The organism is Ramlibacter alkalitolerans (genome assembly GCF_016722765.1).
GTDB classification, from domain to species: Bacteria; Pseudomonadota; Gammaproteobacteria; order Burkholderiales; family Burkholderiaceae_C; genus Ramlibacter; species Ramlibacter alkalitolerans.
In genome coordinates, this window is sequence record NZ_JAEQND010000007.1 from 109,066 (window position 1) to 121,570 (window position 12,505).

General features: G+C 69.0%; 14 protein-coding genes. 7 read left to right on the forward strand and 7 right to left on the reverse strand.

The features are described 5' to 3' along the window. Nucleotide 1 precedes the first annotated feature (1 nt). The 5 genes from queF to JI746_RS13525 are packed head-to-tail and all read right to left on the reverse strand — an operon-like array spanning nucleotide 2 to nucleotide 3,636. On the reverse strand, nucleotides 2–847 hold the full coding sequence (gene queF / locus JI746_RS13505) for an NADPH-dependent 7-cyano-7-deazaguanine reductase QueF (protein ID WP_201690138.1): 846 nt from the start codon (nucleotides 845–847) through the stop codon (nucleotides 2–4). Then, the gene (locus tag JI746_RS13510) at nucleotides 847–1,740 is read right to left on the reverse strand and encodes an alpha/beta fold hydrolase (protein ID WP_201690139.1); all 894 of its coding nucleotides are present in this window, start codon (nucleotides 1,738–1,740) and stop codon (nucleotides 847–849) included. Before JI746_RS13510 ends, queF begins: the two co-directional genes overlap by 1 nt. Nucleotides 1,741–1,746: 6 nt before the next feature. Next, nucleotides 1,747–2,610: a 2OG-Fe(II) oxygenase gene (locus JI746_RS13515; protein ID WP_201690140.1), complete on the reverse strand. Its 864-nt coding sequence runs from the start codon at nucleotides 2,608–2,610 to the stop codon at nucleotides 1,747–1,749. Further along, nucleotides 2,607–3,383 (reverse strand): peroxide stress protein YaaA, encoded by a 777-nt coding sequence (gene yaaA, locus JI746_RS13520; protein ID WP_201690141.1) that lies wholly within the window; start codon nucleotides 3,381–3,383, stop codon nucleotides 2,607–2,609. Before yaaA ends, JI746_RS13515 begins: the two co-directional genes overlap by 4 nt. A 1-nt stretch (nucleotide 3,384) precedes the next feature. Beyond that, nucleotides 3,385–3,636, reverse strand: coding sequence for a hypothetical protein (locus JI746_RS13525; protein WP_236599824.1), 252 nt, complete (start codon nucleotides 3,634–3,636; stop codon nucleotides 3,385–3,387). A 109-nt stretch (nucleotides 3,637–3,745) separates the two neighbouring features. Between JI746_RS13525 and hemA the strand changes: the two genes are divergently transcribed. From hemA to JI746_RS13550, 5 genes are all read left to right on the forward strand, one after another. After that, entirely contained in the window at nucleotides 3,746–5,017 is a 1,272-nt protein-coding gene (gene hemA, locus JI746_RS13530) for a glutamyl-tRNA reductase (RefSeq protein WP_201690143.1), read from the forward strand. A 140-nt stretch (nucleotides 5,018–5,157) separates the two neighbouring features. After that, on the forward strand, nucleotides 5,158–6,255 hold the full coding sequence (prfA, locus tag JI746_RS13535) for a peptide chain release factor 1 (protein WP_201690144.1): 1,098 nt from the start codon (nucleotides 5,158–5,160) through the stop codon (nucleotides 6,253–6,255). Next, nucleotides 6,252–7,076 (forward strand): peptide chain release factor N(5)-glutamine methyltransferase, encoded by an 825-nt coding sequence (gene prmC, locus JI746_RS13540; RefSeq protein ID WP_201690146.1) that lies wholly within the window; start codon nucleotides 6,252–6,254, stop codon nucleotides 7,074–7,076. Before prfA ends, prmC begins: the two co-directional genes overlap by 4 nt. Before the next feature lie 37 nt (nucleotides 7,077–7,113). Next, entirely contained in the window at nucleotides 7,114–7,440 is a 327-nt protein-coding gene (gene grxD / locus JI746_RS13545) for a Grx4 family monothiol glutaredoxin (RefSeq protein ID WP_201690148.1), read from the forward strand. A gap of 177 nt (nucleotides 7,441–7,617) precedes the next feature. Next, the gene (locus JI746_RS13550) at nucleotides 7,618–8,616 is read left to right on the forward strand and encodes an AAA family ATPase (protein ID WP_201690150.1); all 999 of its coding nucleotides are present in this window, start codon (nucleotides 7,618–7,620) and stop codon (nucleotides 8,614–8,616) included. Between the two features lie 168 nt (nucleotides 8,617–8,784). Here the strand turns inward: JI746_RS13550 and JI746_RS13555 are convergent, their stop codons facing one another. Together JI746_RS13555 and JI746_RS13560 are read right to left on the reverse strand one after the other, a co-directional pair. Continuing rightward, entirely contained in the window at nucleotides 8,785–9,423 is a 639-nt protein-coding gene (locus JI746_RS13555; RefSeq protein ID WP_201690152.1) for a lytic transglycosylase domain-containing protein, read from the reverse strand. 4 nt (nucleotides 9,424–9,427) lie between these two features. Next, a complete protein-coding gene (locus JI746_RS13560; protein ID WP_201690154.1) occupies nucleotides 9,428–11,173 on the reverse strand; it encodes a proline--tRNA ligase in 1,746 nt (581 codons plus the stop codon). 93 nt (nucleotides 11,174–11,266) lie between these two features. Here JI746_RS13560 and JI746_RS13565 point away from each other — a divergent pair, with 93 nt between their 5' ends. Further along, complete coding sequence (locus tag JI746_RS13565) at nucleotides 11,267–11,911, forward strand: RNA pyrophosphohydrolase (protein WP_201690156.1); 645 nt, start codon at nucleotides 11,267–11,269, stop codon at nucleotides 11,909–11,911. A gap of 2 nt (nucleotides 11,912–11,913) precedes the next feature. Further along, entirely contained in the window at nucleotides 11,914–12,426 is a 513-nt protein-coding gene (locus JI746_RS13570; RefSeq protein WP_201690158.1) for a CNP1-like family protein, read from the forward strand. Nucleotides 12,427–12,505 lie beyond the last annotated feature (79 nt).

Sequence of the window (12,505 nt, forward strand, 5' to 3'; positions counted from 1 at the left end):
CCTACTGCCGGGCCGTGCGGGTGTTCGCCGGCAGTTGCAGCGGGTGGCTGGTGCGCAAGGGGTTGATGTCGAGGCCGCCGCGGCGCGTATAGCGCGCGTACACGGCCAGGCGCGAAGGTTTGCAGCGCCGCCAGATGTCCATGAAGATCCGTTCCACGCACTGCTCGTGGAACTCGTTGTGGTTGCGAAAGCTCACCAGGTAGCGCAGCAGCCCCTCCTGGTCGATCTGCGCGCCCGTGTAGCGGATCTGCACGCTGCCCCAGTCCGGCTGCCCCGTCACCAGGCAATTGCTCTTCAGCAGGTTGCTGGTCAGCACTTCTTCCACCGGCGGTTCGCCGGCCACCGTCTTGAGCCACTGCGGCGCCGGCATGTAGTCGGTGCATTCGATGTCCAGCCGGTCGAGGTTGAGGCCATCGAGTTCCTGCACCGGCTCCTGGTCGAACAGCTCCGGCAGCAGGAGCTTGACGCCGATCGTCGCCGGCGCTGGTGCGCCGCGCCAGACCGCCTCGCTCAGGTCGGTGCGCAGCCTGTGGCGAACTTCGTCGGGAGATGCGAAGGGCGTGCCGCTGTAGCTGCCCAGGTAGAGCTTGAGCGACTTGCTTTCGATGATGTTGGGCGTCTCGCACGGCACGGTGAAGTGCGCGATGGCGACCTGCGGCTTGCCGCGGGGATTCAGCCAGCTCAGCTCGAACGCCGTCCAGAGGTCGGCGCCGAAGAAGGGCGGCGCACCGGCCAGCCCCAGCTCCTCGCGCTTGGGCGCCCGGGAGATCGGGAACAGCAGGCTGGCGTCGTACTGGTCGGCGTAGCGGACCGGCTTGCCCAGCTGCGACTCTTCAGGGGAATCCATCAGGGAGAGCCTAGCCGCAGATGTTCCAGCAGGGGCGGCAGCAGCCGCTCGACCACCCCCTGCGGAAGGTCATGCCCCATGCCGGGGACGGTCACCAGCCGGGCGCCCGGGATGCGGCGCGCGGTGTCTTCGCCGCAGGCGACGGGCACCAGCGGATCGGCGGCGCCGTGCACCACCAGCGTGGGCACCCGCAGCTCGCGCAGGGCTTGCGCCCGGGTCGTGTCGGCTGCGACGGCGGCCAGCTGGCGCGCGGAGCCGGCCGGGTGGTAGCCGCCGCGCCGCACGGAGTCGAGGATGCGCTGGCGCAGCACCGGTTCCGGTTCCGGGTAGCCGGGGCTGCCGATCGCCTGGAACAGGCGCACGTAGTGCGCCAGCACGGCGGGCTCGCTGCGGTCCTTGGGGCGGCTCATCATGACCTGGAGGACGCGTGCCTGCGGCCCCGGCAGGCCCCGCGCGCCGCTGCTGCTCATGATGCTGGCAAGCGTGCGCACGCGCTGCGGCGCGGCCAGGGCCATGCGCTGCGCGATCATGCCGCCCATGCTGGCACCCACCACGTGCGCGCTCGCCACTCCCAGCGCATCCAGCACGCCGAAGGCATCGGCCGCGAGGTCGGTCAACGCATAGGGCGCGCGGACAGGCAAGCCGAGTCGCAGCTTCATGCTCTCCCACAGCAGGTTGGGCACCCCGAGGTGATCCAGCCAGGTGGACAGGCCGATGTCGCGGTTGTCGAAGCGGATCACCCGGTGGCCCGCGGCCACCAGCGCGTCGACCAGCGACTGCGGCCAGGCGGTCAGCTGCATGCCCAGGCCCATGACCAGCAGCACCGGGCTGGCCGCGCCAGCCGGCCCGCTGTCTTCCACCTCGAAGGACAGGCCGTTCGCCGCGACCTTCATCGCCGCTCAGTCAAAGCGGCGCTCGCGCAGCCACTTGGTGGCGATCCACTTGATGCCCTCGAGCACCGGGGCGCCTCCATGGAGGGTGTGCGTGGTCGGATGCGGCCGCTCGTAGCTGAAGAAGACGGCGTTGCCGCGCTTGGGCGCGACTTCCAGGTGCACGTCCGGGAACACCGTGCCGCCGCCCTTGGCCGGTTCGCCCAGGTACATGACGATGGTGGCGACCCGCTGGCCGCCGCGGCGCAGGATGGTGGGCGTGCCCGGCTCGGCCGGGTCGAAGTAGTCGTAGTGCGGCTTGTATTCGGCCCCCGGCCCGTACTGCAGGATCTGCAGGCCTTCGCCGTTCTCCTCCGGCCAGTTCACCAGCCGCGCGATGCGCTGCTCGATGCGCCGCACCAGTTCGTTCTCGCCGCGCTGGAAGAACATCCCGTTGCTGGTGCGGTCGGCATTCACCTCCTCGCCGCCGGTCTTGGTGGCCACGGTGAGCGAGCGCGCCAGCCGCGGGGTCGCCAGCGCGATCAGGGCGTCGCATTCCTCGTCCGACAGCAGGCTGCCGAACACCACGACGCGCGGAGCGACCATCGTCTGCAGCACCGCGACCCGGCGGTCCCCGGCGTCGAGGTACAGCGGCGACTCGGCCAGCGGCGGATCCGGCACCGGCACCGCCGGCGGCAGGCCCTGCGCCACCGCCTTGCCTTCCAGGTGGCCGCGCAGCGTTTCTTCCATGGCGTCGATCGCCACGTCCTCGCTCCAGCCCGAGGCGATCATCGCCTTGAGCACCGAGTCGGCGCTGTGGCCGGCCTCGGCCTGCTCCACGATCCATTTGCGCAGCTCCGGCGTGACCTGCTGCGTGCTTCCCGTGATGCTCATGATGGGGTCCTGCGCCGGAAGACCATCCGCTCGGGCTGCGATGCAGCGGCGTCGAAGCGGTAGCCTTCCAGGTCGAATGCTTCCAGTTTGCGCGGAGTCTCCAGCCGCCGGGTGATCGCGTAGCGGGCCATCAGCCCGCGTGCCTTCTTGGCGGAGAAGCTGATGATCTTCCAGGTTCCGCCTTTCCACTCCTCGAACACGCAGTCGATCACGCGCGCCTTGAGCGCCCTGCGGTCGACCGCCTTGAAATATTCCTGCGAGGCGAGGTTGATCACCACCGGCGTCTTGTCGGCGGCCAGCGTCTCGTTCAGGGACTCGGAGATCCGGCTGCCCCAGTACTGGTACAGGTTCGCCGTGGTTCCGACCTTCAGCGCGGTGCCCATTTCCAGCCGGTAGGCCTGCATCCAGTCCAGCGGCCGCAGCACGCCATAGAGGCCGCTCAGGATCCGCAGGTGCCGCTGGGCCCATTCCAGGTCGGCCACGCCCATGCGGCGCGCCTGCAGGCCGTCGTAGACGTCGCCGTCGAAGGCGAGCACCGCCTGGCGCGCGTTGCGCCGGGTGAACTTGGGCGACCAGGCCTGGTAGCGCGCCACGTTGAGGGCTGCGAGCGGATCGCTGATCTCCATCAGGCTGGAAACCTGCTGCGGCGAATACCGCCGCAGCACCTCGATCAGGTGGGCGGCGTCGGCGGCAAAGGCCGGCAGGGTATGGGCGACCTCGGGGACGGGCGAGACGTAGTCCAGCGTCTTGGCGGGGGAGAGCAGGAACAGCATGTCAGTTGTGCCAGGCCCGGGCCGCCAGCCACTGGGCGGTGGCCACGGCCAGCACCAGCGCCGCATACGTGGCCACCTTGCCGTCCCGGCCGAAATACCACAGGCCGGCGCCCAGGGCGGCCAGGCCTGCTGCGGAATTGATAGCGAAACGCGCCCACCAGCCGGGCCCACTGGCGGTACGAGGCAGGACCAGGGGCGCCACCAGGGTGACCAGGAGGGCCACGGCCAGGGCCGGGGCGGCAAAGCTCAGCAAGTGATCGAAAAGGTCGAGAAAATCCAAGACGTGCTCAATTGATCTGGAACAACTGGACGGGAACCCATGGTAAGTGCTTGAATAGGCATCGAATTTTATAATTCGGCGCATGGCAGTCTGGGCACTCGGCATCAACCATACGACAGCCCCCGTGGATCTCCGGGGGCGGTTTGCGTTCGCGCTCGACCAGATCGCACCCACGCTGACCTCCCTTCGCACCGACATCGGCAACCGCCTGGGGCGCCAGCCGGAAGCCGCGATCCTGTCCACCTGCAACCGCACCGAAATCTACTGCGCGGGCACCCAGCACGAGATCGACTCCACCGTCGAATGGCTGGCGCAGTCCGGCCAGGTGCAAAGCGGTGTGCTGCGCGAGCACAGCTACATGCTGCAGGATGCCGGCGTCGCGCGGCATGCCTTCCGCGTCGCCAGCGGGCTCGACTCGATGGTGCTGGGCGAAGCGCAGATCCTCGGCCAGCTGAAGGACGCCGTGCGCGTCGCCGATGAGGCTGGCGCGCTGGGCACCACGCTCAACCAGCTGTTCCAGCGCTCCTTTGCCGTCGCCAAGGAAGTCCGCACCTCCACCGAGATCGGCGCCCATTCCATCAGCATGTCGGCCGCCGCCGTGCGCCTGGCCGGCAACCTGTTCGAAGACCTGGGCCAGGTCAAGGTGCTGTTCGTCGGCGCCGGCGAGATGATCGAGCTGGCCGCGACCCACTTCGCCGCCAAGAGCCCGAAGGCCATCGCGATCGCCAACCGCACGCTGGAGCGCGGCGAGAAGCTCGCCACCCGTTTCGGCGGCGAGGTGATGCGCCTGGCCGACCTGCCCTCGCGCCTGCACGAATTCGACGTGATCGTCAGTTCCACGGCCAGCCAGTTGCCGATCATCGGCCTGGGCGCGGTGGAACGCGCGCTCAAGGTCCGCAAGCACCGCCCCATGTTCATGGTGGACCTGGCCGTGCCGCGCGACATCGAGCCCGAGGTGAAGGCCCTGGAGGACGTCTACCTGTACACCGTGGACGACCTCGCCCACGTGGTGCAGACGGGCCACGCCAACCGCCAGGCCGCCGTGGCCCAGGCCGAGGCGATCATCGATGCCGGCGTGCAGAGCTTCGTGCACTGGATGGACCAGCGCCACGTCGTGCCGCTGATCAAGCAGTTGAACAACCAGGCCGACGAGTGGCGCGCCCTGGAGCTCGCCCGCGCCCGCAGGCAGCTGGCCAAGGGCGACGACATCGACGCCGTGCTGGAGGCCCTGTCGCGCGGCCTCACGCAGAAGATGCTGCACGGGGCCATGGCCGAATTGCGCGCCGCCGACCCCGACTCGCGCCAGCGTGCCAGCGCGGCGATCGAGCACTTCTTCCTGCGCAAGGAGCGCTAGCGGATGACGCGCCCTGCGGGCGCATGACCTTGCTGCGCATCGATGACGAAATGACAGAGGACAATCGGCGTGGCTCGTGCCGTGCCGCGCAGCGGCGTCATTGAGGCGCAGCGAAGTCATTCCGTCATTCCGTCATCCCAGTGAAACCTTTCCTCCGCCAGCAACTCGAGCGCTTCCCGGTCCGCCTGCAGGAGCTGGACTTCTACCTGTCGCAGCCGGAAGTGGTGAACGACATGGAGCGCTTTCGCGAGCTCACCCGCGAGCATGCCGAGGTGACGGTCGTCGCCGGCCAATTCGAGCGCTACCTGCAGTGCGAGCGCGACCTCGCGCAGGCGAGCGAGATGCTGGACGAGCCGGAGTTCGCCGAGATGGCGCGCGAGGAGATCGCGACGCTGGAGGCCGAACTGCCGGCGCTGGAAAGCGAGCTGCAGGCCTTGCTGCTGCCGCGCGATCCGGACGACGCGCGCAACACCTTCCTGGAAATCCGCGCCGGCACGGGCGGCGACGAGGCCGCCCTGTTCGCCGGCGACCTGCTGCGCATGTACACGCGCTACGCCGAGCGCCAGGGCTGGCGCACCGAGCTCATGAGCGAGAGCGAAGGCGAAGTCGGAGGCTACAAGGAGGTGGTCGTGCGCGTCATCGGCGAGGGCTGCCACGGCAAGCTCAAGTTCGAGTCGGGCGGGCATCGTGTGCAGCGGGTGCCGGCGACCGAGAACCAGGGGCGCATCCACACCAGCGCCTGCACGGTGGCGGCGCTGGCCGAGCCGGACGAGGCCGCGGCGGTGCAGATCAACCCGGCGGACCTGCGCATCGACACCTTCCGCGCCTCCGGCGCCGGCGGCCAGCACGTGAACAAGACGGATTCCGCGGTGCGCATCACGCACCTGCCGACGGGCATCGTGGCCGAATGCCAGGACGACCGCTCGCAGCACCGCAACAAGGCCAAGGCCCTGCAGGTGCTGGCCGCGCGCATCCAGGAGAAGGAGCGTTCGGAGCGCGCCGCCAGGGAGGCCGCCACCCGCAAGGGCCTGATCGGCAGCGGCGACCGCTCCGACCGCATCCGCACCTACAACTTCCCGCAGGGCCGCATGACCGACCACCGCATCAACCTCACGCTGTACCGGCTGGGGGCGATCATGGAGGGCGACCTCGACGAGGTGATCCAGGCCCTGCTGCTGGCGCGCCGCGCCGAACAGCTCGAGGAACTGGAGGTCGGCATGGGCGCGGCGCGCGCATGACCTTGCGGGAGGCGCTCGCGCGCGCCGCGGCGCTCGGGCTGGCGCGCATCGACGCCCAGCTGCTGCTGCTGCACGTGCTCGTGCGCTCCGGCAGCGAGCGCGGCTGGCTGGTGGCGCACGACGACGAGGTCCTCGCGGCCGCGACCGAAGAGGCCTTCGCCGCCCTGTGCCGCCGGCGCGCCGGGGGCGAACCGCTGGCCTACCTGACCGGCGAGAAGGAGTTCTACGGCCTGCCCCTGCAGGTGGACGCGCGCGTGCTGGTGCCGCGCCCCGACACGGAAACGATCGTGGAGTGGGCGCTCGAACTGCTGGGCCCGCTGCGCAGCCCGCGGGTGATCGATCTAGGGACCGGCAGCGGCGCCATCGCCCTGGCGATCCAGTCCGCACGGCCCGATGCAACGGTCGAGGCGGTGGACCGCAGCGCCGAAGCGCTGGAGGTGGCGCAGGCCAACGCCCGGCGGCTGAACCTGCCGGTGCAATTCCGCCAGGGCGACTGGCTTGCGGGCGCCGGTCGCTACGACCTGATCGTCAGCAACCCTCCTTATGTGCGCGAACACGACGAGCACCTGGGCGAGCTGCGCCACGAGCCGCGCTCGGCCCTGGTCGCCGGCGAAGACGGGCTGACCGACCTGCGCGCGATCGTGGCCGCGGCGCCGGGCCACCTCGCGCCGGGCGGCTGGCTGCTGCTGGAACACGGCTGGGATCAGGCCGCCGCCGTCGAGGCCCTGCTGGCGGGCGCCGGGTTTTCCCGTTTGAGCAACCGCAAGGACCTCGGAGGCATCATCCGCTGTTCCGGTGGGCAGGCGCCCGAACTGGGATAATCGCGTTCAAGCAAACCGGATCCAGGAGAGAAACCCCATGAGCGACGCCCAGCAACGCATAGCCGAACTGGTCAAGAGCAGCGACGTCCTGCTGTTCATGAAAGGCAGCGCGGCCTTCCCCATGTGCGGCTTCTCGGGCCGCGCCGTGCAGATCCTGAAGGCCTGCGGGGTCGACCCGAACCAGCTCAAGACCGTCAACGTCCTCGAGGACGACGAGATCCGCCAGGGCATCAAGGAATACAGCAACTGGCCGACGATCCCGCAGCTCTATGTGCGCGGCGAGTTCATCGGCGGCTCGGACATCATGATGGAGATGTACCAGAGCGGCGAGCTGCAGCAGGTTCTCGGGTCTTCACCGGCCTGAGCCCCCCGCGGCGGGGGAATTCCCCCGTCAGCACTCCAAAAGACCGGCTGCCAATGGCGGCCGGTCCCGCTTCGGCTGTCGACGGCCGCTGACATCGTCGTGCGCCTGCTGACCCTCCCGATTGCCGCCTGGCACGGCCTATGCTCGAATCCAAGCAAAGTCGTTGAAGGAGTGGCCATGCAATCGCGTAGTCTGGTTCCGCAAACGTCCCCCGGCCTGCAGTTGCCGATCGCCAACCTGCGCCATGTGTTCCGGCCGCACGACGTGGAGCGCAAGCTGGCCAAGCTGCCGGCGCGCGACCACGAGAGCCTGCGCGCCACCTACGAACGCATGCTCGAACGCGGGCCCGAGCGCTTCAACGTCAAGCCCAGCGGCGTCCCCGAGATGGCGGCGCTCTACGAGCAACTCCCCAACTTCAGCGACGCGCTCGACGACGTGAAGCGCCACGTCGCGCTGGCGCAGGATTCGGGCGACGGCATCGAGATCACGCCCATGCTGCTGCTCGGGCCGCCCGGCATCGGCAAGACGCACTTCGCCCGGCAGCTCGCCGACCTGCTGGGCACGGGCATGAGCCTGGTCCCCATGAGCTCCATGACGGCCGGCTGGCTGCTCTCCGGCGCCTCCTCGCAGTGGAAGGGCGCCAAGCCCGGCAAGGTGTTCGAGGCGCTGGTGGATGGCCAGTACGCCAACCCGGTGCTGGTGGTCGACGAGATCGACAAGGCCAGCGCCGATGCGCAGTACGACCCGCTGGGCGCGCTCTATGGCCTGCTGGAACACGACACCGCGGGCGCCTTCATGGACGAATTCGCGGAGATCGCGATCGACGCCAGCCAGGTGATCTGGATCATGACGGCCAACGACGACCGCTGCATCCCCGAGCCGATCCTCAACCGGATGAACGTGTTCGAGATCGAAGCGCCCACGCACGAACAGGCGCGCATGATCGCGCGCAACCTGTACCGGGCGATCCGCGACGACCACGGCTGGGGCCGCCGCTTCGACGAGGAACCGGCCGACGACGTGCTGGACTGCCTGGCCGAACTGGCGCCGCGCGAAATGCGCCGCGCGCTGATGACAGGCTTCGGCAACGCCCGCCTGGCCCACCGCGAGCGCATCGACCCCGCGGACCTGCCGAAGTGCAACGCGGGCAAGACGAAGATGGGGTTCGTGCAGTAGGGATACGGACAACCGAACGCAAAGGACGCAAAGGTTCCGCAAAGGACGCAAAGAACACCCTTTGATGGATGTTCCTTTTTTGCGCCTTTTGCGAAACCTTCGCGTCCTTTGCGTTCGGTTGTCCGGCTTCAACGCTGGGGTTCGCGCGCTGCGCGGCTCACCGCCAGCCTACGAGGCGGGGCCTTCGGGACGGTCCGTCCACTCCCAGTGCTTCGCCGAGCGGAACACCGCGTTGGGGTAGGCGGGGCGGCCGCGGCTGCCGTTGTAGCGGCCCAGGGCCAGGTAGAGGTCGCCGGCTTCGCGATCGAGGTAGTGCCGCAGGATCACGCAGCCGAAGCGCAGGTTGGTCTGCATGTGGAACAGGCTGGACGGATCGCCGTTGCCGATCAGTCGCGTCCAGAACGGCATCACCTGCATGTAGCCGCGCGCGCCGGCCGGGCTCACCGCGAACTTGCGGAACGCGCTTTCGACCTGGATCAGCCCCAGGACCAATCCCGTGTCGAGGCCCGCGCGCCGGCTCTCGTACCAGACCGTCTGAAGGAATTCCCGGCGCTCGTCCCAGTCCGACTTGCGCGCCTTGAGCTTGTGGCTCATGGCGCCCAGCCAGCGCAGGTAGGCCAGCCGCGCCTCGGTGTCCGCGAACACGAGGACCGGCGGAGCGCTGCTCGCGATGGCCGATGTGAGTGCCGTGCGCACCGCATCGGCGAGCGGCTCCTCCACCTGCGCACCGGCATGGGCCGCGCGCGGCAGCCAGGGCCAGGCGAGTGCCGCCAGCCCGGGCTTCAGGAAGGTCCTGCGCGTGGCCATCACGTCACGCCGACAGCCGCCCCTTCACGAAGCCAGCGATCTCGCCGGCGGGCACCTTGGTGGCAGCGGCGTCGCGGCGATGCTGGTATTCGAGCTGGCCTTCCTTGAGGCCGCGGTCGGAGATCACCACGCGGTGCGGCACGCCGATCAATTCCCAGTCGGCGAACATCGCGCCGGGGCGCTCGCCGCGGTCGTCCAGCAGCACGTCGATGCCGGCCGCCGCCAGTTCGTCGTGCAGCTGCTGCGCCGCCGCCTTCACGTCGGCGCTGCGGTCCATGCCGATCGGGCACACCACCACGGTGAAAGGCGCGATCGCGTCGGGCCAGATGATCCCGCGCTCGTCGTGGTTCTGCTCGATGGCGGCCGCCGGCAGGCGCGTGATGCCGATGCCGTAGCAGCCCATCTCGAACACCTTGGGCTTGCCGTCCTCGTCGAGGAAGGTGGCCTCCATCGCCTTGCTGTACTTGGTGCCCAGGTAGAAGATGTGGCCCACCTCGATGCCGCGCTCGATGGCGAGCCGGCCCTTGCCGTCCGGCGACAGGTCGCCTTCGACCACGTTGCGGATGTCGGCCACCAGCGCCGGCTCCGGCAGGTCGCGGCCCCAGTTCACGCCGGTGGTGTGGAAGCCTTCCTCGTTGGCGCCGCAGATCCAGTCGGCCATCACGGCGACCTCGCGGTCGGCCACGATCTGCACCGGCTGCTTCAGGCCGATCGGCCCCAGGTAGCCGGGTCGGGTGCCGAAGTGCGCCTCGATCTCCGCGACGGTGGCAAAGCGGAAGCCCGCATCGAGCCCCGGCACCTTGCCCACCTTGATCTCGTTCATGTCGTGGTCGCCGCGCAGCAGCAGCAGCCACACCTGCGTGCTCACGGGCGCGCCCTGCGCGTCGAGCTTGTCGGTCGCGAGCACGATCGACTTGACCGTGCTGGCGAGCGGCACCTCCAGCAGGGCGGCGACGTCCTCGCAGGTGCTCTTGCCGGGCGTGGGCACCTTCTGCATCGCCTGCTTCGCTGGCCCGCGCGGTGCGCTCGGCGCCAGCGCCTCGGCCTTTTCCATGTTGGCCGCGTACTCGCTTTGCGGGCAGTAGACGATCGCGTCCTCCCCGGTCGCCGCGATCACCTGGAATTCCTCCGACAGGTCGCCGCCGATGGCCCCGCTGTCCGCCGCGACGGCGCGATAACGCAGGCCGAAACGATCGAAGATGCGGCGATAGGCCTGCGCCATGGTCTCGTAGCTTTTCTTCGCGCTGTCCTGGTCGCGGTCGAAGCTGTAGGCGTCCTTCATGATGAATTCGCGCCCGCGCATGAGGCCGAAGCGCGGCCGGCGTTCGTCGCGGAACTTGGTCTGCACCTGGTACAGGTTCTTGGGCAGCTGCTTGTAGCTGCGAAGCTCCTGGCGCGCGATGTCGGTGACGACTTCCTCGGAGGTCGGCTGCACGACGAAGTCGCGTTCGTGGCGGTCGCGGATGCGCAGCAGCTCGGGGCCCATCTTCTCGAAGCGGCCGCTCTCCTGCCACAGTTCCGCCGGCTGGATCACGGGCATCGCGCATTCGACGGCGCCGGCGCGGTTCATCTCCTCGCGCACGATGCCCTCCACCTTGCGGATGACACGCAGGCCCATGGGCATGTACGTGTAGATGCCGGCGCCCAGCTTCTTGATCATGCCCGCACGCATCATCAGCTTGTGGCTGGCGACTTCCGCATCGGCGGGGGCTTCCTTCAACGTGGAAATCAGGAACTGCGAGGCTCTCATCTCGTGGACCGGGAAAAGTGGGGAGACCGAGCCCTTCCAGCGCGCAGGGGCGCCATGCATAATGGGCTCAGTTCAAGAATTTGGGGTTTGATTATGCTTGACCGGGACGGCTTCAGGCCCAACGTCGGCATCATCCTGCTCAACCAGAAAAACCAGGTGTTCTGGGGCAAACGCATCCGGACGCACAGCTGGCAGTTCCCGCAAGGCGGCATCGACCGCGGAGAGACGCCCGAACAGGCCATGTTCCGGGAACTGCACGAGGAAATCGGGTTGAAGCCGGACCATGTGCGCATCATCGCGCGCACGCGCGACTGGCTGCGCTACGAGGTACCCGAACGCTACATCCGGCGCGACGCGCGCGGCCACTACAAGGGCCAGAAGCAGATCTGGTTCCTGCTGCAGTTGACGGGGCAGGACTGGAACCTGAACCTGCGCGCCACCAACCATCCCGAGTTCGACGCCTGGCGCTGGAACGAGTACTGGGTGCCGCTGGACGTGGTGGTCGAATTCAAGCGCGGCGTGTACGAGATGGCGCTGCGCGAACTCGCGCGCTACCTGCCACGCACCGATCACCGCAACCGCTACCTGCGCGGCGGCATGCGCACGCGCGATGGCGAGCACGCGGGCCCGGAATCGCAGCCGGCGCAACTGCCTGCCGGCGGCATGGAACTGCCCCCGGGCGCCACCTTCGAACCCAATCCGCAAGGGCGGGCTTACCCGTCGCCTGCCAAGAGATAAGCATGCAACGCACGTTCGTGGCGCTGGCGCTCGCCGGCGCATGCCTGGCCGTGGCGGCCCAGGTCACTCCCGCCGATCCGGACTGGAAGGAAGTCGAGGCGCCACCGCCGCCCGCGCTGCGCACCAGCGGGCTGGTGCCGGTGGACGTGCCGGGCACCAGCCTGCAGTTCGGCGTCGATCCCGCTTCGGTCAGCGTCGGCGCCGATCGCATCGTGCGCTACGTGATCGTCGCCACCAGCCCCAGCGGCGCCGTCAATGCGATGTACGAAGGCATCCGCTGCGAAGGCGGCGAGGTGAAGGTCTACGCGCGCCACAACCCGGACAGCGGCTGGGTGCCCTCCCGCGGCGGCGATTGGCAGCCGCTCACGACGACGCCGAATTCGCGCCACAGCCTGGCGGTGGCACGCAGCGGCGCCTGCATGGGCCGGGGGCCGAACGGGACCGCGGCGCAGATCGTGCTGGACCTGCGCGCGCCGATCGACCGGAGGTTCGAGCGGGGTGGGGTGAACCGGTAGTTCGGGCTTGCCGCACGCCGTGGAGGCTGGCGGTGGAGCGAAGCGCAACCCCAGCGATGCGAAAGCGCTGGGGTTCCCG

Excerpts from the sequence above, each read along its gene's own strand:
- queF (WP_201690138.1), bottom strand. The coding sequence starts at position 847 with ATGGATTCCCCTGAAGAGTCGCAGCTGGGCAAGCCGGTCCGCTACGCC.
- JI746_RS13510 (WP_201690139.1), bottom strand. The coding sequence starts at position 1,740 with ATGAAGGTCGCGGCGAACGGCCTGTCCTTCGAGGTGGAAGACAGCGGG.
- JI746_RS13515 (WP_201690140.1), bottom strand. The coding sequence starts at position 2,610 with ATGAGCATCACGGGAAGCACGCAGCAGGTCACGCCGGAGCTGCGCAAA.
- yaaA (WP_201690141.1), bottom strand. The coding sequence starts at position 3,383 with ATGCTGTTCCTGCTCTCCCCCGCCAAGACGCTGGACTACGTCTCGCCC.
- hemA (WP_201690143.1), top strand. The coding sequence starts at position 3,746 with ATGGCAGTCTGGGCACTCGGCATCAACCATACGACAGCCCCCGTGGAT.
- prmC (WP_201690146.1), top strand. The coding sequence starts at position 6,252 with ATGACCTTGCGGGAGGCGCTCGCGCGCGCCGCGGCGCTCGGGCTGGCG.
- grxD (WP_201690148.1), top strand. The coding sequence starts at position 7,114 with ATGAGCGACGCCCAGCAACGCATAGCCGAACTGGTCAAGAGCAGCGAC.
- JI746_RS13550 (WP_201690150.1), top strand. The coding sequence starts at position 7,618 with ATGCAATCGCGTAGTCTGGTTCCGCAAACGTCCCCCGGCCTGCAGTTG.
- JI746_RS13555 (WP_201690152.1), bottom strand. The coding sequence starts at position 9,423 with ATGGCCACGCGCAGGACCTTCCTGAAGCCCGGGCTGGCGGCACTCGCC.
- JI746_RS13560 (WP_201690154.1), bottom strand. The coding sequence starts at position 11,173 with ATGAGAGCCTCGCAGTTCCTGATTTCCACGTTGAAGGAAGCCCCCGCC.
- JI746_RS13565 (WP_201690156.1), top strand. The coding sequence starts at position 11,267 with ATGCTTGACCGGGACGGCTTCAGGCCCAACGTCGGCATCATCCTGCTC.
- JI746_RS13570 (WP_201690158.1), top strand. The coding sequence starts at position 11,914 with ATGCAACGCACGTTCGTGGCGCTGGCGCTCGCCGGCGCATGCCTGGCC.